General features: G+C 63.6%; 22 protein-coding genes. 20 read left to right on the plus strand and 2 right to left on the minus strand.

Annotated elements, in window-relative coordinates:
- Positions 1 to 215: 215 nt before the first annotated feature.
- Both L6D82_RS23090 and gspG read right to left on the minus strand, forming a co-directional pair.
- Positions 216 to 1403, minus strand: a complete 1188-nt coding sequence (locus L6D82_RS23090; protein WP_007956102.1) for a type II secretion system F family protein — start codon at positions 1401 to 1403, stop codon at positions 216 to 218.
- 14 nt (positions 1404 to 1417) lie between these two features.
- Positions 1418 to 1846, minus strand: coding sequence for a type II secretion system major pseudopilin GspG (gspG, locus tag L6D82_RS23095; RefSeq protein ID WP_074687724.1), 429 nt, complete (start codon positions 1844 to 1846; stop codon positions 1418 to 1420).
- Between the two features lie 203 nt (positions 1847 to 2049).
- Between gspG and L6D82_RS23100 the strand changes: the two genes are divergently transcribed.
- The 20 genes from L6D82_RS23100 to L6D82_RS23195 all read left to right on the plus strand — a co-directional run bounded on the left by L6D82_RS23100 (position 2050) and on the right by L6D82_RS23195 (position 24508).
- Positions 2050 to 2661, plus strand: coding sequence for a lytic transglycosylase domain-containing protein (locus tag L6D82_RS23100; RefSeq protein WP_236191722.1), 612 nt, complete (start codon positions 2050 to 2052; stop codon positions 2659 to 2661).
- Positions 2662 to 2876: 215 nt separating this feature from the next.
- On the plus strand, positions 2877 to 8711 hold the full coding sequence (gene mnxG / locus L6D82_RS23105; RefSeq protein WP_236191723.1) for a manganese-oxidizing multicopper oxidase MnxG: 5835 nt from the start codon (positions 2877 to 2879) through the stop codon (positions 8709 to 8711).
- Positions 8712 to 8889: 178 nt separating this feature from the next.
- Entirely contained in the window at positions 8890 to 10812 is a 1923-nt protein-coding gene (locus L6D82_RS23110; RefSeq protein WP_236191724.1) for a YncE family protein, read from the plus strand.
- A gap of 13 nt (positions 10813 to 10825) precedes the next feature.
- Positions 10826 to 11476, plus strand: coding sequence for an SCO family protein (locus L6D82_RS23115; protein WP_064595146.1), 651 nt, complete (start codon positions 10826 to 10828; stop codon positions 11474 to 11476).
- A complete protein-coding gene (locus L6D82_RS23120; protein ID WP_236191725.1) occupies positions 11473 to 12099 on the plus strand; it encodes an SCO family protein in 627 nt (208 codons plus the stop codon). The genes L6D82_RS23115 and L6D82_RS23120 overlap by 4 nt, the downstream gene beginning before the upstream one ends.
- A 9-nt stretch (positions 12100 to 12108) precedes the next feature.
- Complete coding sequence (locus L6D82_RS23125) at positions 12109 to 13659, plus strand: ABC transporter substrate-binding protein (RefSeq protein WP_236191726.1); 1551 nt, start codon at positions 12109 to 12111, stop codon at positions 13657 to 13659.
- Positions 13660 to 13674: 15 nt separating this feature from the next.
- A complete protein-coding gene (locus L6D82_RS23130) occupies positions 13675 to 14628 on the plus strand; it encodes a peptidylprolyl isomerase (RefSeq protein WP_236191727.1) in 954 nt (317 codons plus the stop codon).
- Positions 14629 to 14864: 236 nt separating this feature from the next.
- Positions 14865 to 15398 (plus strand): response regulator, encoded by a 534-nt coding sequence (locus L6D82_RS23135; protein ID WP_085748467.1) that lies wholly within the window; start codon positions 14865 to 14867, stop codon positions 15396 to 15398.
- Positions 15399 to 15481: 83 nt separating this feature from the next.
- The gene (locus L6D82_RS23140; protein WP_236191730.1) at positions 15482 to 17203 is read left to right on the plus strand and encodes a GspE/PulE family protein; all 1722 of its coding nucleotides are present in this window, start codon (positions 15482 to 15484) and stop codon (positions 17201 to 17203) included.
- Positions 17184 to 17987, plus strand: a complete 804-nt coding sequence (locus tag L6D82_RS23145; protein WP_236191731.1) for a hypothetical protein — start codon at positions 17184 to 17186, stop codon at positions 17985 to 17987. Before L6D82_RS23140 ends, L6D82_RS23145 begins: the two co-directional genes overlap by 20 nt.
- A gap of 1 nt (position 17988) precedes the next feature.
- Positions 17989 to 18534 (plus strand): PilN domain-containing protein, encoded by a 546-nt coding sequence (locus L6D82_RS23150; RefSeq protein WP_007956129.1) that lies wholly within the window; start codon positions 17989 to 17991, stop codon positions 18532 to 18534.
- The gene (locus tag L6D82_RS23155; protein WP_011333432.1) at positions 18521 to 19069 is read left to right on the plus strand and encodes a GspMb/PilO family protein; all 549 of its coding nucleotides are present in this window, start codon (positions 18521 to 18523) and stop codon (positions 19067 to 19069) included. Before L6D82_RS23150 ends, L6D82_RS23155 begins: the two co-directional genes overlap by 14 nt.
- The gene (locus L6D82_RS23160) at positions 19069 to 19587 is read left to right on the plus strand and encodes a hypothetical protein (protein ID WP_102718817.1); all 519 of its coding nucleotides are present in this window, start codon (positions 19069 to 19071) and stop codon (positions 19585 to 19587) included. The genes L6D82_RS23155 and L6D82_RS23160 overlap by 1 nt, the downstream gene beginning before the upstream one ends.
- Entirely contained in the window at positions 19584 to 21431 is a 1848-nt protein-coding gene (locus L6D82_RS23165) for a secretin N-terminal domain-containing protein (RefSeq protein WP_236191732.1), read from the plus strand. Before L6D82_RS23160 ends, L6D82_RS23165 begins: the two co-directional genes overlap by 4 nt.
- A 2-nt stretch (positions 21432 to 21433) precedes the next feature.
- On the plus strand, positions 21434 to 21907 hold the full coding sequence (locus tag L6D82_RS23170) for a type II secretion system protein (RefSeq protein ID WP_039769040.1): 474 nt from the start codon (positions 21434 to 21436) through the stop codon (positions 21905 to 21907).
- A gap of 5 nt (positions 21908 to 21912) precedes the next feature.
- Positions 21913 to 22287, plus strand: coding sequence for a type II secretion system protein (locus L6D82_RS23175; protein WP_011333435.1), 375 nt, complete (start codon positions 21913 to 21915; stop codon positions 22285 to 22287).
- On the plus strand, positions 22262 to 22801 hold the full coding sequence (locus L6D82_RS23180) for a type II secretion system protein (RefSeq protein ID WP_007956138.1): 540 nt from the start codon (positions 22262 to 22264) through the stop codon (positions 22799 to 22801). Before L6D82_RS23175 ends, L6D82_RS23180 begins: the two co-directional genes overlap by 26 nt.
- On the plus strand, positions 22798 to 23190 hold the full coding sequence (gene csgE / locus L6D82_RS23185; RefSeq protein WP_085748464.1) for a curli production assembly/transport protein CsgE: 393 nt from the start codon (positions 22798 to 22800) through the stop codon (positions 23188 to 23190). Before L6D82_RS23180 ends, csgE begins: the two co-directional genes overlap by 4 nt.
- On the plus strand, positions 23187 to 23618 hold the full coding sequence (locus L6D82_RS23190; RefSeq protein ID WP_007956141.1) for a curli assembly protein CsgF: 432 nt from the start codon (positions 23187 to 23189) through the stop codon (positions 23616 to 23618). Before csgE ends, L6D82_RS23190 begins: the two co-directional genes overlap by 4 nt.
- 29 nt (positions 23619 to 23647) lie before the next feature.
- Positions 23648 to 24508, plus strand: a complete 861-nt coding sequence (locus L6D82_RS23195) for a CsgG/HfaB family protein (protein WP_064378912.1) — start codon at positions 23648 to 23650, stop codon at positions 24506 to 24508.
- The last annotated feature ends 405 nt before the right edge of the window (positions 24509 to 24913 follow it).

Consider the following 24913-nt stretch of genomic DNA (forward strand, 5'->3'; position numbering starts at 1 on the left):
CACCACCGCCGCCACCACCACTTCCCCCATCCTTGGCCTGAACACTCGACACCCCGGACAGGCTGTCCGGAATCAGTACGGTAGACGCCGACAGGACTGCGCCGATGGCCATTGCGAGCACGAGCTTTTGAATGTGCATATCGTTCTCCGTCTTTGTTGTCTTGATTGGGAACGTGGATGTGGCTTGTTGCGTGTGATCCGACCCGTTCCCGAGGTCAGTGGATACTCGAAGCCAGTTCGAAGATCGGGATGTACATCAGGATCACGATCACCCCGATCAACAGGCCGATGAAGGTCATGAGCAGCGGTTCGAACAACCGCACGAACCACTCGATCCAGCGGCTGATTTCCTCGTCGTAGAAATCGGCGCTGCGTTCCATCATTTGCCCGAGGTTGCCGGACTGTTCGCCGGCGCGCAGCAGGCGCAGGGACACGGGCGTCACCAGACGGTTGAGCTCCAGCGCAGTGGACAACGATTGCCCCTCGCGCACCCGTTCGCAGGCCTGGTCCAGCCGTGCTCGCGAGGCCACGGTGAGCAGGCCGCGCACCATGCCCATGGCCGTCACCAGCGGAATCCCGCCTTGCAGCAGAATCCCCAGCGACCGGTAAAACCGCGCCAGCTCATACATGAAAATTCGCTGGTGCACGGCGGGCAGTTTCTCCACCAGCCGATCCAGCCCACGGCGAAACGCCGGTTGTTTCTGCAGCACGGCGAGGGCGATGACGATCGTCGCCAACAGGCCGAAAAACTCACCCTGATGCGCATGCAAAAACATGCCGCTGCTCATCAGGATCTGCGACAGCCACGGCAGGTTCGAGCCCAGCCCTTCGAACACCAGGCTGAAGCGCGGCACCACGTAACCCATCAGAAACAGCACCACGCCACCGCCGACCACCAGCAACAGCAGCGGGTAGATCGAGGCACTGACGATCTTCTGCCGCACCTCGTCCATGCGCTGGCGATAGCTCACGTAACGGCCCAGCGCATCGCCGACCGCGCCGGTCTTCTCGCTGGACTGTACCAGCGCCACGTACAACGGCGGGAACACCGCCGACAACTGGCCGAGCGCCTGGGAGAACGATTTGCCCTCGTACAGCAGCCGCACCAGCTCGCTCAAGGTTTTGCGGGCGGCGGGGGCGGTTTCTTTTTCGGCCAGGCTTTCCAGCGCATCGATCAGCGGCAGGCCGGCGTTGAGCAGGGTGGTCAGCTCCTGGCTGAACAGCACCAGGTTGAAAGTTTCACGCTTGCTCAGGCGCAACGAACGCCAGTGGCGCTCGGCGTGCAGGCTGACCACACGCAAGCCCTGATCCTCGGCGATGCGCCGCGCCTCGCTCTGTCCGGGTGCCTCGACGCTCAGCGACACCACCCCGGCCTTGCCCACTGCTTTGAGTTGAAATCGCATGCCGTGTGCTCCGCTTATTGCCAGTTGGTGACTTCGGCGTTTTCGCCATCGCCGCCGGGCTGGCCGTCCTTGCCCATCGAGAGCAGGTCGTACTCGCTGTTTTCGCCGGGATAGCGGTAGGTGTAGTTACGCCCCCACGGATCCTGCGGCAGTTTTTTCTGCAAGTACGGGCCGGTCCATTTGGCTTCGTCGCTCGGTGCGGTCACCAGCGCCTGCAAGCCCTGTTCGGTGGACGGGTAGTGGCCGACCTCCAGCCGGTAGAGATCCAGCGCCTTGCTCAGGCCTTCGATCTGCGCCTTGGCGACCTTCACTTCGGAACGCCCCAGCTGGGCGAAATATTTGGGCGCGACGATCCCGGCCAACAGGCCGAGCACCACCAGCACCACGAGCAATTCGAGCAGGGTGAAACCGCGTTGGGCACGCGGACGAAATTGCAGCTTCATGATGACCTCCCGTGAGTGGCAGCCGTGTCGCCGAAAGGGCTTATGCAATTGCCATGCTCAGCCCCCGATAAATTCGGCTGTCCGGCTGGAACCCTTGTATTACGGGCTTTTCAAGAGTCGGCACAGTGCTTGCGTACGGCTGATCAACGACGGGTCAGTGGGGCATTTCCCCCAATTTTTCGGGGCCTGTCAGGGGAGGCCCAATGATCCATTCATTCACTGCAGGACTGCTCGGCTGCGTGCTGTCGGTCGGTGCCGCGCAAGCCGATGTCTTCGTTTCCATGGACGCCAAGGGCAGCTACGTGCTGTCGAACGTCCACCGTCCCGGACGCACTTACGAGCGGGTGATTCGCGAGGCCGATGCGCCGCTGGTCAGCCTTGACCAGCAACCGCAATTGATCGCCAACCAGCCCTACGCCGAGCTGGTGTCAGCGGCGGCCAGCGCCAATCACCTGCCCGAGGCTTTGCTGCACGCGGTGATCAAGTCCGAATCCAATTACAACCCCGGTGCCACCTCGCCCAAGGGCGCCGGCGGACTGATGCAATTGATGCCCGACACCGCCCGCGAGCTGGGGGTGAAAGATGTCTACGACCCCAAGGCCAACATCCAGGGTGGGGCCAAATACCTCAAGCGCCTGATGACCCTGTTCGACAACGACATCGCCCTGGCCGTAGCGGCCTACAACGCCGGGCCTGACGCGGTGCTCAGCCGCGGCCGGGTGATCCCGCCGTTCGCCGAAACCCAGCGTTACGTCCCGAGCGTTTTGCGTCAGTACCGGCGCCTGCAGGGGCTGGCGGTGGATGCGCCGTTGTAAAGCTTTTTTTGAAAATCCAGCCCCGGCTTTCCCCACTATCGGGGCAAACCGATGGCCCCGGAAAAGTGGGGAATCGGGTGGGGAATATCCCCCGGGTTCTCAAGTGGTTTGTGTAACTGATTGAGATGAAAAGCAATTTTTTGTGGCACGCGGATTGCTCCAAGGGGTTTATCGAGAATCGTTCCCTGTGAGCACCCACTACGAGGTTTCCGATCATGGTTGGCATTCACCACGCACCGCCCCTGTTGAACTGGCTGCTGTTGCTGGTCTCGATGCTCAGCGTCGAACTGGCCAGCGCCGCCGTGCGCTGCGAGCGCAATCTGGTGGCCAATGTAGTCGCCTTCGATCAACCGCTGATGTTCAACCGCCTCGGTGCGCAGAATGCCAACGGCATGATGTACGCCTTGCGCCGCGATGTGGTCGATGAGCATGACGTCTCGCTGGCCTATGGCGGCAGCGCGGTGCCGGGCAAGGTCTCGCTGCGTGCGGACAAGCGTCCACGGCCGCTGGTGCTGCGGGTGGCCGCCGGTGATTGCCTGACGATCAACCTGCAGAACCTGCTCGACTACCAGGCCAACCCGAACAAGCATTTCGAAGGGCCTGAAGGCGAGGAGGGCACCGTGAACCCCGGTGGCGCCGATGCCTTCAAGGTCGACGAGCAGGTAGCCGACCGCCATGTCGGTTTCCAGGTCAACGGCCTGCAAGCGGTGAACAGCATCGACGACATTTCCTCCTACACCGGGCGCAACGCCAACACCCTGGTGCCGCCGGGCGCGAGCCGTTCGTACGTGCTGTACGCCGAGCGCGAAGGGGCATTTGCCGTCAGCAGCCGTGGCGCGACATTCGGCGGGGAAGGCGCGGCCGGCAACACCGCCAATGGCCTGTTCGGCCAGGTCGTGGTGGTGCCGAAGTCGGGACGCACCTATCGCAACACCCTCACTGAAGAAGAAATGCGTCTGGCGACCACCGGCCGTACACCGGCCGGTCACCCGATCGTCGATTACCAGGCCCGCTACCCGCAGCGCGAACCGTGGCTGCGTGAAGGCAAGGCCGGCACGCCGATCATCAGCATGGTCGACGGCAACGAAATCATCTCCAGCGAAAGCGACGCGATCGTCATGGGCAGCAATGCCGATGGCAGTTTCGCGCCCAGCACCTATCCGCTGGAATCGGTGGGCAAGCGCAACCCGGCGATCCCCAACCGCCTCGAGCCGTTTCGCGATTTCGCTTCGCAGTTCCAGGACGAAACCGCTGCCACCCAGGCATTCCCCGCCTACTGGGCCGACCCGGTCATGGCCCATGTGCTGGAGCCGACCCGCGACTCGTTCATGATCAACTACGGTTCCGGCGGCATGGGCGCCGAAGTGGTCGCCAACCGCCTAGGCGTGGGGCCGATGCACGATTGCCTGTCGTGCGCCTACGAAGAATTCTTCCTCAGCTCGCACACCGTCGGCGACGTGGCGATGCTGGTGGATGTGCCGGCCAACACCGGGCTTGAGAACATCGCCCCCGGCCAGACACCGAGCGCCGATCAGGTCGGCGTCAAGGCCACCATGGCCCTGTATCCGTCGGAGCCGTCGAACGTCAACCACAGCTACATCGGTGACTTCGTCAAATTCCGCAATACCCACAACGGCCACGAGCAGCACATCTTTCACCTGCACGGCCATCAGTGGCTGTTCAACCCCAACGACGACAACTCCGATTACGTCGATGCTCAAGGCATTGGCCCAGGCGCCGGCTATACCTACGAAATTGCCAACGGCGGCTCCGGCAACCGCAACCGGGTGGCCGGCGATGCGATCTATCACTGCCACTTCTACCCGCATTTCGCCCAAGGCATGTGGTCGATGTGGCGGGTGCACGATGTGTTCGAGGAAGGCACCCGGCTGGAAGTCTCGCAACAGGGCGCCGATGGTTATCACAGCGAACCTTACGCCCTGCGCAGCGGTAAACCCGCCGCCGGTGCCCGCGCCTTGCCGGATGGCGAGATCATTGCCGGCACGCCGATTCCTGCCGTCGTGCCGCTGCCCGGCAAAGCCATGGCGCCGATGCCGGGCAAAGTGGTGGTGGTGCCGAAAATCGGTGAAACCCTGGTCGCCGGACACGATGACGACGATGAGGAAGAAGAGGGCGATGACGACGGCGAACACCACGGCGGTAACGGTGGTTCGCAAGCCATTGGCTCACTGGCCTTGGTCGATCGCAGCGAAGCCAACCGCAACGCCGACGGCAGCCTGAAAAACCCTGGCTATCCGTTCTGGATCGGCGGCATGGAAAGTTCGGTGGGTCAGCGTCCGCCAACCCCACCGCTGGACATGCTTGACGCCGCCACTGCGCAATCGTTGAAAGCCAGCGGCAAAGCGCTGTGGGCCAACCTCGATCCGAATCAGTCCGGCGGCTGGGACGGCGGCTTGCAGCGTCACACCCTCGACGGGGTGGCGGCCGGAGGCGAGGCGTACACCGTGACCACTTCGCTGGATTTCTCCAAGGAAGTCACCCGCGCCAAACCGATTTACCTGCCCGAAGAGGGCACTGAAGTGGAACAGGCCGCGATGGCGTTCCACGCGAAAAAGGATCACCCAAGCTTTGCCTTGCTGCCCGGCAACCAGATCGTGGCCAAGGCCTTCCGCACCAACGGCGCCCTGCCGATGGCCGGCGCGCCGTACTACGAACCGTGCATGGACGACCGGCAAAAACGCCTGACCAGCAGCGCCGGCAGCGGTGAATTCGCCAGCGGCGATCGGCTGGACGGCATGTCCTTCGTCGGCGCCTCGACCTTCACCGCCGACCGGCCACGGATCTACAAGGCCGCCAACATCCAGTTCGACGCGGTCTACAACAAGGTCGGTTATCACTTCCCGCAAGCGCGGATTCTGGCGCTGTGGGAAGACGCCTGGCCGGTGATCACCAAACAGCGTCCGCCAGAGCCGCTGGTGATGCGCATGAACACCTTCGACTGCGTGCAATACCAGCAAACCAACCTGGTGCCCGCCACCTATGAGATGGATGACTATCAGGTGCGCACGCCGACCGACGTGATCGGCCAGCACATTCACTTGCCGAAGTGGGACCTGACGGCCGCCGACGGTTCCTCCAACGGCTGGAACTACGAGGACGGCGTGCTCTCCCCGGGTGCCGTTCAGGAACGCATTCACGCGATCCGTGAATTCAACCAGTGTGAGGGCACCGACCCGCGCGACGGCACCCAGGCGTGCCCGAAAGCCAAGGCGCATCCGTTCTTCGGTCAGTTCGGGCGCAGTGACTGGATGGGCGCACGCACGGCCATGCAACGCTGGTTCGTCGACCCGGTGGTCAACGCCAAGGGCGTGGATCGGGGCCTGGGCACCATCTTCACCCACGACCACCTCGGCCCATCGACTCACCAGCAGATCGGCCTGTATGCCACGGTGCTGGCGGAACCGGCCGGTTCCACCTGGTTCCACGCCGAAACCGGCGAGCCTCTGTACAGCGGCGTGCGCCAGGACGGTGGGCCGACCTCGTGGCAGGCGGTGATCAACACCGGCGACCTCGACGGCGACGGCAAGAACGACAGCTTCCGTGAGTTCTTCCTCGAATACAGCGACTTCCAGCATGCCTATGAAGCCGGTGTGTACGTGGGCGCCGGCCCCAACGGCGTGCCGAATCCGCAAGCGTTCCCGGCCACCGCCGACAGCTTCCGCTACGCGATCAACCCGCCGGTGCGCAACAACGCCAGCACCCTGCTCGAAGGCGTGCTGGAAGTGCAGGGCGGTCAGGTGCCGGGCTGCCCGAGCCGGCCATGCCCGCAAGCGATCTCCGTGGATGATCCGGGCATGTTCGTCGTCAACTATCGCAACGAGCCGCTGGCCCTGCGGGTCTACGATCCGAACAAGGTCGGCCCGGACGGCAAGCGCGGCATGCAGGCCGACGGCCTCGGCGGCGATCTGGCGTACGCCATGCAAAGCCGCACCGACCGCGCGATCCCGGCGATGAACCTGGCACCGAACCTGGTGACGGCCGCCACCGGCCCGACTGGCGGCACCACCCTGTTCCCGCCGCACATCAACAAGGGCGGCAGCGAGCCGGGCGACCCGTTCACCCCGATGCTGCGCACCTACACCGGCGACAACGTGCGTCTGCGGGTGCATGCCGGCGGCCACGAGGAAGAGCACAACGTCACCCTGCACGGCGTGAAGTGGCTGCAGAGCGGTTCCGGTTTCGGCAACAGCTCCAACTCCGGCTGGCGCGCCTCGCAGATGATCGGCATCTCCGAACAGATGGGCTTCATCGCACCGGTGTCGATGCTGTCCAGCTCTGCGGCGACCACCGGTGACTATCTGTACTCGATGGATGCTTCGATCGAAGGCTACTGGAGCGGGATCTGGGGCGTGATGCGCAACTACACGGCCAAACGCAATGACCTGTTCGCCATCCCCAACAACCCGAGTCCGGCGGGCATGCGCAACACCGTGGCGTTCGAAGGCAGTTGCCCACGGATCAGCGCCAACCCCAACGGCATCGGCACCCGGCCGACGGTGCAGCGCAACTATGAAGTGGTCGCGGCGCTGGCCAACGACATCCTCGGCAATTCGCTGGGCCTGAGCATCGGCGATTCGGCCGGGCTCGGTCAGCATGTCGGCGGGCCGCTGAATCCGGCGGGCGGCACCCTGGTGCTGAACTCGCGCACGGTGAGCATCCCGCAAGTGACCGTGACCGATCCGGAGGACGGCGAGACCATCACCATCGGTGGCCAGAGCGGGCCGCTGCATGATCCGACGGCGATCCTGTACGTGCGCAAATCCGACCTCGATCCGGTCAGCGGCAAGCTCAAACCCGGCATTCCGGTCGAACCGCTGGTGCTGCGCGCAGCGGCCGGGGACTGCATCAACATCACCCTGGAAAACCGTCTGCCGAGCGTGATGCCCGACCTGACTCAGACTGCCGTGATGCAGGGCATCGTCAAACGTGATCGCAACAGCGGCCTGGGCTCGACCACTTTCAGCAACAACCTGATGCGGCCGTCCAGCCACGTGGGTCTGCACGCGCAACTGCTGGCCTATGACATCACCAAGTCCGACGGTGCCAACGTCGGCGCCAACCCGATCCAGACCGTGCCGCCACGGTTGGGCAGCAGCGGCGCCTACCCGACCCGTACCTATCAGTACTACGCCGGGCACCTGGAGCGTGAAGGCAAACCAGTCACGCAACTGGGGCGCAGTGTCGACAACATCAACGCCACGGCCGTGGAGTTCGGTGGCCTGAACTTCACCCCGGCAGATGTGATCAAGCAACCGCAAAAAGGCCTGGGTGGTGCGATGAGCATCCTGCCGATCGGCGCGACCTGGGTCGACGATGCGCGCAAGGTCAACGCCACGGTCACCGCACCGGGGCAGACGACTTACCGCGACTTCGCGATGGTCTGGCACAAGGCGCTGAACACCCGCTGGGCCAATGGCCGGCCGGTCGAAGGCATCGCTGCCGAGGGCTTCGGTGTACCGACCGATCCGCAGGACAACTCGAGCATGGCCATCAACTACAAGACCGAACCGCTGTGGTACCGCTTCGGCCTCGCCCCGGATGCGCCGTTCGGCCATGCCGATGGCGCGGGTTACGGCGACATGACCAACGCGCACATGGCCTACAGCAATGCGCTGGTGGGGGGCGATCCGCAGACGCCGGTGCTGTATGCCAAACCGGGTCAGCCGTTCCGTACGCACATTCTGATGCCGAGTGGCGGCAGCCGCGGCACGACGTTCCAGCTCGACGGACACGTCTGGTCGCTCAACCCGTTCCAGGCCGAGAAGAGCGATACCGGCGGCTACCCGATGGGCACGCCGGGCGTGGGTTCGGTGCGCTTCGGCTACAACCCGATGTCGATGTACATCGGCGCTCACGAAAGCATCCTGCCGGCGGCGCACTTCAGCTTCATGATCCCGAGCGCCGGGGGCAGCAACGCGATACCGGGGGACTACCTGTTCCGCGATTACGGCGCCTATGGCAACACCTCGGGGCTGTGGGGATTGCTGCGGGTGACCAATGAGCCGGAGCCGGCGCCGCCTGCTCAGTAGCTGGAATGCGATGGATCGGTGAGTGCAAAAACCTGTGGGAGCTGCGGTTCGACGTTTCGACTTGCCAGCGATTGGCAGCAACTCGGTTCTGGATGGTGTGGCTGAAGCCGCCATCGCTGGCAAGCCAGCTCCCACAGGGGACGGCGGTGTTTCGGAAAATGTGTCAGGGGAGAGCGACATGAACAGGATCATCAACATCATCGGCGTCTGCCTGTTGGCAATGGTCGGCGCACTGCTCACGCTGAGCGAGATTGCCCTGGCGCAAACCGGCGCCGGGCAGGTGCTGACCCGCGACGGCGTGTCGATCACCTTCGATCTGAAGCCGCTGGCCAGCGACGGCCAGTTGCATGAGGGCGAGTTTGCCGACGTGCAGTTTCGCGTCACCGACGGCGCCTCCGGCCAGCCGTTGTCCGGTGTGGCGCCGGGGGCGTGGATCGATCCGCAAGCCGTCGCCGCCGACCAGGCCCAGGGCCGTGACCAGAGCTGCAAGTCGCGGGTCGGTACGTTCCTCAAATCCAACATCGGCGCGCGGCCGCTGCTTGATCTCAACAGCTATTTCCTGCTGGTGATGAATCGCGATGCCAGCGTTTCGGTGGTCGATCCGTCAGTGTCGGTGGGCGGCATCACCAGCACCTTGGCGCGGATCGAACTCAAGCAGTCGCCGATGGACTGGGTCACGCCCAGGGACAACAAAAAGGTCTTCGTGTCGATGCCGAAGGCGGGGGAAGTGGCGGTGATCGACAGCGAGCAATTCAAAGTCATCGACTCGGTGGCCGCCGGCAGCCAACCGGTGCGGGTCGCGCTGCAACCGGACGAGCGCCTGCTGTGGGTCGGCAACAACGCGAGCAAGGCTGAACAGTCCGGGGTCACGGTGATCGACACCCAGAGCCTCAAACCGCTGAAACACCTGGCGACCGGGCGCGGCCACCATGAAATCACGTTCAGCAAGGACAGCCGTTTCGCCTTCGTCAGCAACCGCGACGACGGCACCCTCAGCGTCATCGACGTCGCCAGCCTGAGCCTGGTGCAACAGGTCAAGACCGGTTCCAGTCCGTTGTCGGTGGCGTACTCACCGCTGTCCGGCGCGGTGTACGTGGCCGACGGCAAGGACGGCACCGTCACCGTGATCGACAGCAACAGCCGCGCCGTACGCCGGGTGATCAAGCTGCAACAGGGCCTCGGCCCGATGGGTTTCAGCGCCGACGGCCGTTTTGGCGTGGTGCTGAACACGGTGGAAAACCGCGCCACGGTGATCGACGCAGCCAACGATTCGGCGATCCATGATCTGGAGGTTTCAGCCGAACCCTATCAAGTGGTGTTCACCCAGGCCTATGCCTACGTGCGCGGACTGGCCTCGCCAAAAGTCACCATGATCAACCTGTCTTCGCTGGGCGAAGGGCGTCAGCCGATTACCCAGGGTTTCGAGGCCGGGCCGCAGCCGCCACGGCTGGCCGGCGATCTGCCGCTGGCATCGAGCCTCGCGGTATCGCGCGATGACAACGCGGTGTTCGTGGTCAACCCGGTGGACAACACCACCTATTTCTACGCCGAAGGCATGAACGCGCCGATGTCCGGTTACCCCAACCGCGGGCAGATCGCCCGCGCTGCGCTGGTGATCGACCGCAGCCTGCGCGAAGTGTCGCCAGGGCTCTACAGCGCCCGGGTCAAGCTGCCTGCGGCGGGGCGCTTCGACGTGGCGTTCCTGCTCAACCAGCCGAACATCATTCATTGCTTCAGCGCCCAGGTGGCGTCCGACGGCGCGCCGGAAAAACACCTGGGCGCGGCAAAAGTCGAGTTCCTGCTGGACAAGACCGCCGTGACCCTCAACGACCCTTACGTGGTGCGCTTTCGCATCGTCCAGGGCAAACAGAAGATCCAGCGCAGCGGCGTGACCGACGTGCAGTTGCGTTACTTCCTCGCGCCGACTTCCCGGCCCCGTGAAGTGGCCGCACGGGAAGTCGCCGACGGCGTGTACGAAGCACCGGTGACGCTTGATCGCAGCGGCGCCTGGTACCTGCACGTGCGCGCGGCCTCGCTGGGCGCCGGTTTCGACGACAAGACATTTGCCAGTGTCCGGGTGCTGCCCGGCCAGACTCAGTGACGAGGAAACGACCATGAACCGATTTGCATCCCGTGGCCTGCTGACCCTGTGCCTGTTGGCCGTCGGTATCCAGCAGGCCAGCGCCCACTCGGCGGACGAGCATGCCGGCCACACCGCACCGGCCGCCAACAGCCAGGAACACGCCCAGGTCAAGTTCGCCGACGTGCCGCTGCTCGACCAGAACGGCAAGACTGTGCACCTGGAACAGGATCTGGTGCACAACAAAATCGTCGTCATGAGTTTCATCTACACCAGCTGCACGACGGTGTGCCCGGTGGTCTCGTCGATCATGGGCAAGGTGCAGAAACAGCTCGGTGCCCGGGTTGGCACCGAGGTGCAACTGGTGTCGATCAGCATCGACCCGCAGCGCGACGACCCGAAACGTCTGCAGGATTACGCCCGCACCTTCCAGAAAGGCCCGGGCTGGAGCTGGCTCACCGGTTCGCCGCAATCGATCACCGCCACCCTCAAGGGCCTCGGCAGTTTCAGCGGCGACTTCAAGAATCATCAGCCACTGATCCTCGTTGGTGACGGCAACAGTCGCCACTGGACGCGTTATTACGGCTTCACCGATCCGGCATTGCTGGCCAAGGAAGTCGAGAAACTCAGCGGCCTGCGCACCCACGCCAAACACACCGCGATTGCCATGGAGCAACAACCATGAGAACCCTGGACTGGCTTACCCTGACAGTGTGTTTCTGGATTTTCAGCGCCATGGCCCTGGCTCACGAAGGCCACGAACAGCCCACACCGGCAACGGCCAGCGCTGCGCCCGCACCGGCCAAAGGCACCCACGACGCGAAAACCTGGTTCACCGACACGCCGCTGCTGGATCAGAACGGCGACGTCCAGCGTTTCTACAGCGATGCACTGCACAACCGCGTGGTGCTGCTCAACGTGATTTTCACCAGTTGCAATGACGCCTGCCCGCTGATCACCCGCAAGCTCAAGGAAGTCCGCGAGCTGCTGGGCGACAAGGCCGACGGCATCACCTTCATTTCCCTTACCAGTGATCCGCTGCGCGATACGCCGGCGGTGCTCAAGGCTTACACCTTGAAGCAGGGCGCCGATGACCCTCACTGGCTTTTCCTCACCGGCGACAAGGCGCAGATGGACCTGGTGCTGGGCCGCATCGGTCAGATCGTGCCGACGCCCGAGCAGCACTCGACCCAGTTGATCGTCGGCGATGTGGCCAACAAACGCTGGAGCAAAATCCGTCCCGATGCCCCGGCCGCCGCCATTGCCCAGCGCTTGCAGCTGCTGACAATGCCCGTGGCCGGCCGCTGAGTCCGCGCCATGAACCTCGGCCGCGTCCTCGCCCTGATCCTGCTCGCTGGCGTCAGCCTCGGCGCAGCCGCGTTGCAGCTGACCGATGAGGAAAACGCCGGCAAGCGCCTGTACCGCGAAGGCCTGTCCGCCAGCGGCGAGCCGATCATGGCGCGGGTCGGCGCGGCGGATGTGTTGCTGCCGGCCACCAGCCTGCCGTGCGCCAACTGCCACGGCGCCGATGGTCTGGGCCGACCCGAAGGCGGGGTGCGCCCGCCGCAGCTCAACTGGTCGCGACTGACCAGCATCCACGGTCAGCAACAGATCAATGGCCGCAACTACCCGGCCTACACCGACAGCAGTCTGGCGCGGGTGATCCAGCAGGGCCGCGACCCCGGCAACAATCGCCTCGACCCGAGCATGCCGCGCTTCCTGTTGTCGATGAAGGATCAGCGCAATCTCACGGCTTACCTCAAACGCCTGGCCGATGACCGCGATCCGGGGCTCGATGACCAGACCTTGCATTTGGGCACCTTGCTGCCCAGCCAGGGGCCACTGGCCGAGGAGGGCGCTACCATCGCGGCGGTGCTCAACGGCAGCGTTGCGCGGATCAATCAGGCCGGCGGCATTCACGGTCGGCAGTTGCGCCTGACCGTGGCCGATCCCGGCCCGGATCGCGCCAGCGCCGAACAGGCCCTGCAACGGCTGATCGAGGAAGAGCAAGTCTTTGCCCTGATTGCACCGCTGGCCCCGGCGCTGGACAGCGAACTGGCGCCTCGTCTGGAGCAGTCCGGCGTGCCGCTGATCGGGGCCCTGTCGTTGCTCGGCCCGGTGCAGGCCAGCCCACAGATTTTCGAGCCGCTGCCGGGCCTGCGCGAGCAACTGATCGCGCTGGCCGATTACGCCACCGCCAGTTTGCGAGTGCTGCAAGGGCCGACGCTGATTGCCTATCCCGATGACCCGGCCCAGGTGCTGGCGGCGCAGACCCTTGGCCGCTATCTGCAGGAACACGGCTGGGAAAAAGTCCATCTGCAGGCCTACGACCCGGCGGCGGACAGCTTGCCGCTGGGCTCACGCTCGGTGTTTTACCTGGGCAGCGGCGGAGGTTTCAGTCGGCTGGCGGCCGGATTGCAGAATGCCGGGCAGGTGCCGTACCTGTTTGCCGCATCGAGCCAGGTGGCGGGGGATTTGCTGCAAGTGCCGGAGGGTTTTTCCCGGCGGGTGTTTCTGGCGTATCCGTTCGTGCCCAGCGACTGGACCCAGGCCGGGCGCATGGCGCTGACGCTGTTGCGCGAGCATCAAGGCCTCGGCGCCCAGCACGCGGTGCTGCAAGTCGGCGCCTACGCCTCGATGCTGTTGTTCAGCGAAGGCATGAAGCAGGCCGGCCGCGACGCCAGCCGCGAAAAACTGGTGGCGGCCCTCGAAGGCCTGCACGACTTCGACACCGGCCTGACCCCGCGCCTGAGCTTCGGCCCCGGCCGACGATTGGGCCTGAGCGGGGCGCACGTGGTCACCGTTGACTTGCCCGACCAGCGTTTTTATCTGGTCGCTCCCTACAAACCGATTATTGCCACGCCCTGACCGGAGGCCCTGATCATGAAGCTCAAAACCCTGTGTTGGCTGCTGACAGGCTGGTTGTCGGTGGGAATGGCGAACAATGAGCCGGTGGCCGCCCGGGTCAACGGCGAGGCTATTTCCGAGTTTCGCCTGGAACGTTTTTTCGCCGAGTACCTGGAAGATCAGGGCCGCGCCGTGGCGAGCATCCGCAACCCCAAGGCCTATAAACAATTGCGTCAGGCCGCGCTGGACACGCTGATCGACAAGGAACTGCTCTGGCAGGAATCGCGCAAGCGCGGGGTGAAGATCGATGAGCAAGCCGTGCGCGAACAGGTCGAACAGACCCGCACCGCCATCGGCGGCACCGATAAATTCCTCCAGCGTTTGCAGGACGCCGGTTTCGATGAGGCCTCGTTCACCGAGTACACCCATCGCGAACTGGCGGCGCAGCGGATGTTCGCCGTACTGACCCAAGTCCAGGCCCCGGACGAGCAGACCGTGCGGGCTTTCTTCAACGAACACCGCGCCGAAATGGGCGCACCGGAGCAGGTCCAGGCCCGGCACATTCTGATCAAGGTTGCCGGCGATGCCGATGCCGCCACGGTTGAAGCGGCACGACTACGCTTGATGCAGATGCGTGCCGCTATCGCAGGGGGGCAAACCTTTGCTAGCGTCGCGCAATCGGGATCGGAAGATGTCACCGCCAGCCAGGGCGGGGACCTGGGGTATTTCGCCCGTGGGCAGATGGTGCCGGCCTTCGAAACGGCAGCGTTTGCCCTCAAGCCTGGTGAAGTCAGCGAAGCGGTGCGCACACCGTTCGGCTGGCATTTGATCTTTGTCGAGAACCACAAGGAGGCGGCCGATGTCCCAGAGGAGCAAGGGCTGGAAACAGTCAGGGCGTACCTCGCCCGACAGCAACAGACCCAGGCTCGTCGTCAGGTGCTCGCGCAATTACGGGCAGAGAACAGGATCGAACGAATTGACGACGACTGAAGGTTCCCCCCCAATAGTGGGGAATGGCTTCGATGCCCATTCAGGTGCTTCCCCGTTTCTGGGGAACGGGGTACCGGGACGAGCGGGCATTTCCATTCAATTCAAGGACATGAAGACAAAAAATTACCGGCATTCAGCCTGGCATGAAGTGTGCGTTACCTCTTGTGAGGCGCACTCCAGCAGGTTCGGGTCATTGAATTTCAATTGCCGGCACTTGAGGTTTCAGGGAGTCCACCTTGGTTAACAAAGTACTGGTTGTCGAAGACGAACAGCTGCTTGCACAGAACCTTCAGGATTATCTGTCGGCGCAAGGGCTGGAAGTCCGGATTGCACATGACGGCGCAGAGGGAATCGGCCAGGCCGAGACTTTCGCCCCCGACGTGCTGGTGTTCGATTACCGCTTGCCCGATATGGAAGGGTTCGAGGTGCTCGACGCGGTCCGCCAGAACAGGACGTGTCATTTCGTGCTGATAACGGGTCACCCGACCGCTGAAGTCTGTGAGCGGGCGCGGCAACTGGGGGTCAGTCACATCCTGTTCAAACCGTTTCCTTTGGCGGAACTTGCCCGAGCTGTCTGCGACCTTCTGGGGATCCAGCGCGAAGCGAAACCCGGTGCGAGCCCATCCGAAGGCTTTGTCGAACGACGCCAGAGCAGGACCGAGAGCTTCCCGTTGCAGTTGTACGATGGCAGTTGGGTGCTGGCGGACCGCCGACGAAACCGGTCGGAGGTCATGGCACCGGACGACGATCAAATGCTCACCGGGGAGTAATGGCGCGATAGACGTTCCGGCACTCGCCGAATTCGCCTCCCGCGCCGTCAGGGCCTCAAGCCCCGGGTGTTGGAGAGCAAGCCATGGATCGTCTGTCCGTTGTCGTCGAACCGCTGTCGGTCAATCCTCCACAGGAGGCACAGACCCCGCCACGCTTTTCCAGTGAGCAACTGGCCCAGGCTCGGGCACGGGCCAGCACTTCCGGAGAACGGGTGCTCGATGCACTGGCCGTGCTCTGTGAACTGGCGCCGATGCCGTTCATTGCCAGCCTCGGCGCCACCCTGCATTACCCGGTGCTCGACACCGACACGCTGTTTCTGGCGAGCCCGGTGTTCGACCGGGTCACCCTCGCGCAATGCCTCAAACGTGAATTCATCCTGCTGCGCCACAACGACGAAGTCATCGGCGTGTTCGCCGACCCCTTCGACACCGCGCGCCTGGCCTGGATCGACGAATGCCTGCACGGCGCGCCGCTGTACCTGGTGCACGCCGACGACCTCAAGGCCTATCTGGCCCGCCACGAAGAAAGCTTCCACGCCGTCGAATCGCTCAACGCCCAGGCCGACGCCGGCAGCGAGACCGACACCCTGCAAAGCCTGTCGCTGACCAGCATCAGCGAAGACTCGAGCGTGGTGGTGAAACTGGTCAACTCGACCCTGTACGACGCGCTGAAAATGCACGCCAGCGACATCCACCTCGGCACCACCGGCCAGGGCCTGGTGATCAAGTACCGGATCGACGGCGTGCTGAACAACATCGGCAAGATCCAGGGCAGCGAGTTCGCCGAGCAGGTGATTTCGCGGGTCAAGGTCATGGCCGAGCTGGACATCGGCGAAAAACGCGTGCCCCAGGACGGTCGCTTCAAGATCGGCATCAGCGGCCGGCAGATCGACTTCCGGGTGTCGATCATGCCGAGCATCTTCGGCGAAGACGCGGTGCTGCGGGTGCTGGACAAACAGGACCTGGCCGACAAGGTCTGCGGCGTGCAACTGCAAGCGCTGGGCTTTGAAGACGAAACCCTGCGCCAGTTGCGTCGCCTCGCCGCCGAACCCTACGGCATGGTGCTGGTGACCGGCCCCACCGGCAGCGGCAAGACCACCACGCTGTACGCGATGATCACCGAGATCAACCACGGCGTGGACAAGATCATCACCATCGAAGACCCGGTGGAATATCAGCTGCCCGGCGTGCTGCAAATCCCGGTCAACGAGAAAAAAGGCCTAACCTTCGCCCGTGGCTTGCGCTCGATCCTGCGCCACGACCCGGACAAGATCATGGTCGGCGAAATCCGCGACCCGGACACCGCGCAGATCGCCGTGCAATCGGCGCTCACCGGTCACCTGGTGTTCACCACCATCCACGCCAACAACGTGTTCGACGTGATCGGTCGTTTTACCCAAATGGAAATCGACCCCTACAGCCTGGTCTCGGCGCTCAACGCGATTCTTGCCCAGCGTCTGATCCGGCTGGTGTGCAGCAGTTGCAGCACGCCGGTCAACCCGAGCGATGAAGAGCTGCGCGCTTCGGGCCTCGATCCACAGAAAGTCGATCACTACCACTTCGTCCACGGCAAGGGCTGCGGCCACTGCCGGGGCAGCGGCTATCGCGGCCGCACGGCGATTGCCGAGCTGCTGCACCTGGACGACGAACTGCGGCAAATGATCGTCGAGCGCCAACCCATCACCCAGATCAAAGCCCTGGCCTGCGCCCGTGGTTTGCGCCTGTTGCGCGAATCGGCGCTGGAGCTGGTGGAGCACGGTCGGACCACGCTGGAGGAGATCAATCGTGTCACTTTTATCGCGTGATCAATTTATCGCCGTGCTCGGCGCCAGCGGTGTCGGCCTCGGCCAGCGCCGGGGCAGCGACACCCTGTGGCTGGGCAGCGTCGGCTACATCGACGAAGGCTTCCAGAGCTACGCGGTGGCGCTGGACACCCTCGACCGTCTGCTCGGCGAACACACCCGCACCGGTGCCGAGCTGAGCGTGGTGATCTCCGGCCACTTCAGCCGCTTCTGCCTGGTGCCGTGGAGCGAGCAGATCAGCAGCCCTGACGAACTGCGCGGCTTCGCCCAACTGTGCTTCGAAGACCTGTTCGGCGCCCCGACCCAACCGTGGAGTCTGGTGCTGTCGGCCGAGCCGGCCGGGCATGACCGGATCGCCAGTGCTTTGCCGCAGGATTTGCTGGCACGCCTGCGCACGCTGGTAAGCGGTCGCGGTCTGCGCCTGCGTTCGGTGCAGCCGTACATGATGACTGCGTTCAACCGCTTCGACAAAAGCCTCGATGCCGGCGACTTCCTGTTCATCGTCGCCGAACCGCAACGCAGCGTGTTGCTGCTGGCAAGGGAAGGGCGCTGGTCGTCGGTGCGTTCGGTGGGCGGCAGCGACAGCGATGCGGCACTCAGCGCGTTGATCGGTCGCGAACGGCAACTGCAAGCCTCCACCAGCGAACGCGCCTTCAACGTTTATCTGCACGCCCCGGCGCGCCTCGATGCGCAACCGGAGGTGGCGGGGGTGCACCTGCGCACCCTCGAAGACAACTCGATGACCGTGCGTGACGCCTTGTACGTCATGTCCCGGGCGGTGGCCTGACATGCGCGCCTTGAACCTCGACTTCCAGCCTCGTCCGCGTTCCGGCCCGTTGGGCTGGAGCCTGCTCGGCGGCGGTGTGTTGCTCGCGCTGGTGTGCTTCGGCGTGCAGCAGCACCTCGGCGATCAGGCCGAACAACAACAAGGTCACTTGCAACACACCCAGCGCCAGCTCACCGGCGACAGCGGCAGCAAGACAACACTGAGCCCGGCGGAAACCCGCGAACAGGCGCAGAACCTCGCCGAAATGCGCAAGGTCTCGCAGCAACTGCGCCGGCCCTGGGAACGCCTGTTCGCCATGCTCGAAGCCATGCCGCGCGACGACATTGCCTTGCTGACCCTGACCCCGGATGCCCGCAAGGGCCAAGTGCGGATCAGCGCCGAGGCGCGGGATCTGCAAGCGATGCTGGATTTCCACAAACGGCTGGAGGCCAGTGACGAGCTGTCCGACGTGTCGCTGCTGAGCCACGAAATCGTCGTCAAATCGCCGGAGCAACCGGTGCAATTCAACCTGTCGGCGACCTGGGAGATAGGCGATGCGAATCCCTAGACTGATCGTTCACGAATACCTGCAAGGCCTCGGTGTTCCGGGCCTGGCCGGTCTGGCGCTGCTGCTGGTCACGCTGGCGTGGGCACTCGGCGGTTTGCTGCCGGGCTGGCAATCGCTGCAACAGCTCAGCCAGCAAACCCAGGAAGCCACCGAATACCTGGCCAAGGTCGAGGACGGCAGCATCGCGCCGCCGGTGGTGCCGCAACGTCAGCTGGATGATTTCCGTAACAAGCTGCCGGCCCAGCCGCAGGCCACCGTCGCCATCGACCGCATCTACGCGCTGGCCGCGCAGGAACACATCACCCTGGCGCGCGGCGAATACGCCCTCGGCGTCGATCCCAAGACCCATCTGGCGCGCTACCAGATCCTGTTGCCGGTGCGCGGCAGCTACCCGCAATTGCGCCGCTTCTTGCACGCCTTGCTCGGCCAGTTGCCGGCGGTGGTGGTGGAAGACGTCGAGTTTCAACGCAAGAAGATTGCCGACACCGACCTCAGCGGCCGGATCCGTATGACCCTCTACCTGTCGAGGTCGTGATGGACACCAAACGCATAACCGGCTGGGTGGCGTTCTTCGGCGTGGCGGCGGCACTGGCCTGGTTGCCGGAATATTTCTCGCCGAGCGACGAGGCGGATTCGACCGAAGTCGCCGTGGCCAGCCCGGTCAAAGCCAGCGCCCGTGGCGCCTTGCCCGCCAGCAGCGCCAAGGCGAATGCAGCGCCGATCAAGGACCTGAGCCCGGCTGGCGACCTGTTTGCGAGCAAATCCTGGAAGGCCGCGCCGACCTTGGCGACGGTCACCGAACAAGCGATCAACCCGACCCCGGTGGTGCAAGCCCCGAGCCTGCCACCGGTGCCGTTTCAGTTCGTCGGCAGGCTGCATGACCGCAGCGATCTGCAGGTGTTCTTGCAGGACGGCGAGAAAATCTACGTCGTGCGCAGCGGGGATGTGATCGACGACACCTGGAAGATTGCGGCGATTTCCGATGTGGAACTGAGCCTGGTCTACCTGCCTTTGCATTTGTCGCAGACCTTGTCTGTGGGGAGTACGCAATGAACAGATCCCGTTTGCTGATGAGCCTCGGCCTGTGTGCCGGGCTGGCCGCGTGCAGTTCCGCGCAGGTCGCCAACAAGGAGGCTTCCGACCTGATCGAGCAAGGTCAATATGAGGCCGGGTTGGCCCGGATCGAAGAAGGCCTGCGCGAAGATCCTCGCGACACCGAACTGCATTTGCTGCTCAACAGCGGACGGGCCAAAGCCATTACCGCGCTGCTGACCTCCGGTGACACCGACCGCGCCCGCCGCGATTTCGCCTCGGCCCGCACCGCCTACAGCCGGGTGCTGACCATCGAGCCGAACAACCGCCGCGCCCAGGATGCCCTGCGCCAGCTCGACTACCTGCGCAGCATGGACGAAAAGCTGGAGCTGGCCCGTGGTGACCTGCGCCGGGGCGACATCTACGGCGCCGACCGCCAGGTCAAACAGATCCTCGAACTCGACCCGAAAAACGACGGCGCGCTGGAACTGCAAGGCAACATCCGTCTGGTGCAGAGCCGCAACGTGATCCAGTACCCGCAACTGCGCACCCGGCTTGATCGTCCGGTGACCCTGGAATTTCGCGACGCCAACCTCAAGACCATTTTCGAAGTGTTGTCGCAGGTGGCCGGCCTCAATTTCATCTTCGACAAGGACCTGCGCCCGGACATGAAAGCCACGATCTTCGTGCGTGATGTGCGCATCGAGGACGCCGTGCAACTGCTGCTGCAACAGAACCAGCTGCACCAGAAAGTGGTGAACGAAAACACCTTGCTGATCTTTCCGGACTCGCCGCAGAAGCTGAAGGATTATCAAGAGCTGGTGATGCGCACCTTCTACCTGACCAGCATCGACGCCAACACCGCGCTGAACATGATCAAGACCATGCTCAAGACTCGCGACGTGTTCGTCGACGAACGCCTGAATACCCTGACCATGCGCGACACCGAAGACGCCGTGCGCATGGCCGAGAAACTCCTGCAATCGCAAGACCAGTCCAACCCCGAAGTGGTGCTGGAAGTGGAAGTGATGGAAGTTGCCACCCAGCGCATTCTCGATCTGGGCCTGCAATGGCCGAACACCTTCGGTGTGGTCAACAGCGACGGTTCGGCGGTGACCATTCTCGATCAACTGAAGGGCATCAACTCCAGCCGGATTTCGATCTCGCCGTCGCCGCAGGCCAAGATCAACGCGCAGGACAACGACATCAACACCCTGGCCAGCCCGGTGATCCGCGTCAGCAACCGCGAACAGGCGCGCATCCACATCGGTCAGCGGGTGCCGATCATCAGCGCCACGTCGGTGCCGTCGACCCAGGGCCCGGTGATCACCGAAAGCGTCACCTACCTCGATGTCGGTCTGAAGCTTGAAGTGCAACCGACCGTACACCTGAACAACGAAGTGGCGATCAAGATTGCTCTGGAAGTGAGTAACGCCACGCCGCTGGAGCCGACCCGCCAGGGGACGATTCCGGTGCAGGTCGATACCCGCAACGCCCAGACCTCGCTGCGTCTGCATGACGGCGAAACCCAGATCCTCGCCGGCCTGATGCGCAACGACCACGGCGCCACCGGCAACAAGATTCCGGGCCTCGGCGACATTCCGGGTCTGGGCCGGTTGTTCGGCAGCAACAAGGACACCATCGGCAAATCGGAACTGGTGCTCTCGATCACCCCACGGATCGTGCGCAACCTGCCGTACCAGAGCCCGTCGGACATGGAATTCCCCACCGGCACCGAAACCAGCATGCACATCCAGGCGCCGGATCGCTCGCAAAGCTACTCGATGCCAGCGCCTGCCGCGCAGCCTCGTGCAGTCGGTGAAGCGGCCGTGGCCACCACCCGTGTAACCGTCGAGAAGCCTTGATCATGAACGCCTCCCAACGCGGTTTTACCTTGATCGAAGTCGTGGTGACGCTGGCCCTGATCGGCCTGCTGGCCGGCATGGCCGCGCCGCTGACCGAGACCCTGGTACGGCGTGGCAAGGAGCAGGAACTGCGCACCGCGCTGTATCAGATTCGCGATGGCATCGACGCCTACAAGCGTGCCTTCGATGCCGGCTACATCGAGAAATCCCTGAACAGCAGCGGCTATCCGCCGAACCTGAAAGTGCTGGTCGAAGGCGTGCGCGACGTGCGCAGTGCCAAGGGTGCGAAGTTCTACTTTCTGCGCCGGATACCGCGGGATCCGCTGGTGCCGGCCAAACGTGACGACAACGGCGGTTGGGGCCTGCGGGCCTACAACAGTTCGGCCCAGAACCCGCGCGATGGCGAGGACGTGTTCGACGTCTACTCCCTCGCCCGGGGCCATGGCCTCAACGGCATCGCTTACCGCGAGTGGTGATTCTCATGCGCCGGGAAAAGGGGTTTACCTTGCTCGAGCTGATGGTGGTGATGGCGATCATCGCGACCCTGATGACCATCGCCTTGCCACGCTACTTCAACAGCCTCGAGGCCTCGAAAGAGACCACGTTGCACCAGAGCCTGTCGGCCATGCGCGAGGCGCTGGATCACTACTACGGCGACACCGGGCGCTATCCCGATTCCATCGAGCAACTGGTGGAGATGCGTTACCTGCGCAACGCGCCGCTGGACCCGATCACCGAACGCAATGACCAATGGGTGCTGATCGCTCCACCGGACGGTGTGGCGGGCGGCGTCGCCGACATCAAGAGCGGAGCTACCGGGAGGGCGCGTGATGGCAGCCAGTATTCCGAGTGGTAAGCACGTGGAGCAGGGTGGGTTCACCTACCTGGGCGTGCTGTTCCTGATCGTGATCATGGGCATGGGCCTGGCCAGTGCCGGCGAATTGTGGTCGACCGTGTCGCGCCGCGATCGCGAGAAGCAACTGCTGTGGGTCGGCACCCAGTACGCCCAGGCGCTGCGCAGCTACTACCGCAGTTCGCCTGGCCTGGCGCAGTACCCGAAAGAGCTGGTCGACCTGTTGCAGGACGAACGTTTTCCGGAAGCCCGCCACCATCTGCGCCAGCTCTACCCGGACCCGATCGGCGGCGGCGAATGGGCCCTGCAGCGGGGTTTCGACGGACGCATTACCGGCATCAACAGTGCCTCCACCGAGGTGCCGTTGAAGCAGGCGGACTTCCCGTCGCAGTGGTCGGATTTCGAAGGCATGCAGCGTTATTCGGACTGGCAGTTCGTGGCCGAGAAAGCCTTTCTTGATGGCACCAACGGCCCTGCAAAAGGCCAGTCAGCGCTGCCGCAGGCGTTGCAGCCATGAGCCGGAAATGGTGGTGCGCGTTGATCCTCACGGCTGTGGCGTCTTTCGCCAGCGCCGGCGAGGAAGACGAAATGATGGGCTTCATCGTCGACGACACGATCTCGCACATCGGCCACGACTTTTACTACTCGTTCAGCGAGCGCCTGCGCGACACCAGCCGCATGGATTTCAACCTGGTGGTGCGCGAGCGCCCCGACGCGCGCTGGGGGAGCCTTGTGACCGTCGAGTATCAACAACGCCTGGTGTATCGGCGCTTCCTGCCGCCGAACACCGTGGAACTGAAGGACGAGGCCTACGAGGCCGCCGACTCGGTTCGACTGGAGGTCGTCCGGCGCAAGCTGGAAGCCTTGTTGCAGGACACCACCGACCTTGAGAAGGACGAACTATGAACACGACAACGTTCTCACGGCGCAGCGGATTCTGGATCTCGGGGTTGTTGATCGGGCTTGCCAGCGCCGCTGCCGTCCAGGCCACCGAACTGGTCTACACGCCGGTCAACCCGTCGTTCGGCGGCAACCCGCTCAACGGCACCTGGCTGCTCAACAACGCCCAGGCGCAAAACGACCACGACGATCCGGACCTCAAGAAACGCTCGACGGTGGCCGGCACTTCGGCGCTCGAACGCTTCACCAGTCAATTGCAGTCACGGTTGCTGGGGCAACTGCTGGACAACATCTCCACCGGCAACACGGGGAGCCTGTCCACCGACGCTTTTATCGTCAACGTCGTTGATGACTCGGGGGCACTGACGATTGAAGTGACCGACCGAGCGAGCGGCGAAGTTTCCGAAATTCAGGTGAACGGCCTCAACCCATGACGGGATGACGGTTCCGGGGAGTGATGGACATGAAAAAAATAATTGCGCTAGGGCTGATGTTGGCAGCATTACAAGGGTGCAGTCTGCGCGAGCCGATGCCGGCCGAGCAGGACACCGATACCCCGACCCTGACCCCCAGGGCCTCCACTTATTACGACTTGCTGAAAATGCCGCGACCCAAGGGCCGGCTGATGGCGGTGGTGTACGGCTTCCGTGACCAGACCGGGCAGTACAAACCGACCCCGGCCAGTTCGTTTTCCACCAGCGTCACCCAGGGCGCGGCGTCGATGTTGATGGACGCGATGCAGGCCAGCGGCTGGTTTGTGGTGCTCGAACGGGAAGGGCTGCAGAACCTGCTGACTGAACGCAAGATCATTCGCGCTTCGCAGAAGAAACCGAATACGCCGGTGAACATTCAGGGCGAGCTGCCACCGTTGCAGGCGGCGAACATGATGCTCGAGGGCGGGATCATCGCTTATGACACCAACGTGCGCAGCGGTGGGGAAGGGGCGCGGTATCTGGGGATTGATCTGTCCCGTGAGTATCGGGTGGATCAGGTGACTGTGAATTTGCGTGCGGTGGATGTGCGTAGCGGGCAGGTGCTGGCGAATGTAATGACCAGCAAGACGATTTATTCGGTGGCGCGCAGTGCGGGGATTTTCAAGTTTATCGAGTTCAAGAAGTTGCTTGAGGCTGAGGTCGGGTATACGACCAATGAGCCGGCGCAGTTGTGTGTGCTTTCGGCGATTGAGGCGGCGGTGGGGCATATGGTGGCGCAGGGGATTGAGCGGCGGTTGTGGCAGGTGGCGGGGGATGCTTCTACGCCTTCGCAGGATGATGTTTTGAATCGGTACCTGACTCAGAACAAGATTGATCCGGATGCGGAGTGAACGTGGCGGCCTTCGGGCCGACCAGGTTCTTTGGTTGTTTTGGGTACATATCCGTTGCTGCGGTAACGGCTTCTTATGGTTTCGCCCTTACGGCGAGTCCCTTTTGGCAAACGCCCCAAAAGGAACCAAAAGGTCTGGGCCCCGGCGTTCGGCCCCTCGCTGGGGCTCGGGGTTCCTTCGCTCCGGGATTCATCCGGGGGCATCGCCTCCGGTTTGCTTCGCTGCACCTCCTCTCGATGTGTTTGGCTTCGCCAAACGGTCGCTTCGCTCCCACCCCCGGATGAATCCCTCCACTCAGCCTTCCGATGGGGCCGGCACGTCAAGAGCGTTACTCGAGCTAACGCTCATTGTGTTGAGTGCGGCGGCTTCGCCGCGTGCTGGGGTGGTAGTTGGTTGATGTTGATG

Origin of the sequence: Pseudomonas paraglycinae, from assembly GCF_021601625.1 — a bacterium.
In the GTDB taxonomy this organism is placed as follows: Bacteria; Pseudomonadota; Gammaproteobacteria; order Pseudomonadales; family Pseudomonadaceae; genus Aquipseudomonas; species Aquipseudomonas paraglycinae.

What these genes read in the sequence shown, in the direction of transcription:
- L6D82_RS23090 (WP_007956102.1), bottom strand. Translation starts at nt 1,403, where the DNA reads ATGCGATTTCAACTCAAAGCAGTGGGCAAGGCCGGGGTGGTGTCGCTG.
- gspG (WP_074687724.1), bottom strand. Translation starts at nt 1,846, where the DNA reads ATGAAGCTGCAATTTCGTCCGCGTGCCCAACGCGGTTTCACCCTGCTC.
- L6D82_RS23100 (WP_236191722.1), top strand. Translation starts at nt 2,050, where the DNA reads ATGATCCATTCATTCACTGCAGGACTGCTCGGCTGCGTGCTGTCGGTC.
- mnxG (WP_236191723.1), top strand. Translation starts at nt 2,877, where the DNA reads ATGGTTGGCATTCACCACGCACCGCCCCTGTTGAACTGGCTGCTGTTG.
- L6D82_RS23110 (WP_236191724.1), top strand. Translation starts at nt 8,890, where the DNA reads ATGAACAGGATCATCAACATCATCGGCGTCTGCCTGTTGGCAATGGTC.
- L6D82_RS23115 (WP_064595146.1), top strand. Translation starts at nt 10,826, where the DNA reads ATGAACCGATTTGCATCCCGTGGCCTGCTGACCCTGTGCCTGTTGGCC.
- L6D82_RS23120 (WP_236191725.1), top strand. Translation starts at nt 11,473, where the DNA reads ATGAGAACCCTGGACTGGCTTACCCTGACAGTGTGTTTCTGGATTTTC.
- L6D82_RS23125 (WP_236191726.1), top strand. Translation starts at nt 12,109, where the DNA reads ATGAACCTCGGCCGCGTCCTCGCCCTGATCCTGCTCGCTGGCGTCAGC.
- L6D82_RS23130 (WP_236191727.1), top strand. Translation starts at nt 13,675, where the DNA reads ATGAAGCTCAAAACCCTGTGTTGGCTGCTGACAGGCTGGTTGTCGGTG.
- L6D82_RS23140 (WP_236191730.1), top strand. Translation starts at nt 15,482, where the DNA reads ATGGATCGTCTGTCCGTTGTCGTCGAACCGCTGTCGGTCAATCCTCCA.
- L6D82_RS23150 (WP_007956129.1), top strand. Translation starts at nt 17,989, where the DNA reads ATGCGCGCCTTGAACCTCGACTTCCAGCCTCGTCCGCGTTCCGGCCCG.
- L6D82_RS23155 (WP_011333432.1), top strand. Translation starts at nt 18,521, where the DNA reads ATGCGAATCCCTAGACTGATCGTTCACGAATACCTGCAAGGCCTCGGT.
- L6D82_RS23160 (WP_102718817.1), top strand. Translation starts at nt 19,069, where the DNA reads ATGGACACCAAACGCATAACCGGCTGGGTGGCGTTCTTCGGCGTGGCG.
- L6D82_RS23165 (WP_236191732.1), top strand. Translation starts at nt 19,584, where the DNA reads ATGAACAGATCCCGTTTGCTGATGAGCCTCGGCCTGTGTGCCGGGCTG.
- L6D82_RS23170 (WP_039769040.1), top strand. Translation starts at nt 21,434, where the DNA reads ATGAACGCCTCCCAACGCGGTTTTACCTTGATCGAAGTCGTGGTGACG.
- L6D82_RS23175 (WP_011333435.1), top strand. Translation starts at nt 21,913, where the DNA reads ATGCGCCGGGAAAAGGGGTTTACCTTGCTCGAGCTGATGGTGGTGATG.
- L6D82_RS23180 (WP_007956138.1), top strand. Translation starts at nt 22,262, where the DNA reads ATGGCAGCCAGTATTCCGAGTGGTAAGCACGTGGAGCAGGGTGGGTTC.
- csgE (WP_085748464.1), top strand. Translation starts at nt 22,798, where the DNA reads ATGAGCCGGAAATGGTGGTGCGCGTTGATCCTCACGGCTGTGGCGTCT.
- L6D82_RS23190 (WP_007956141.1), top strand. Translation starts at nt 23,187, where the DNA reads ATGAACACGACAACGTTCTCACGGCGCAGCGGATTCTGGATCTCGGGG.
- L6D82_RS23195 (WP_064378912.1), top strand. Translation starts at nt 23,648, where the DNA reads ATGAAAAAAATAATTGCGCTAGGGCTGATGTTGGCAGCATTACAAGGG.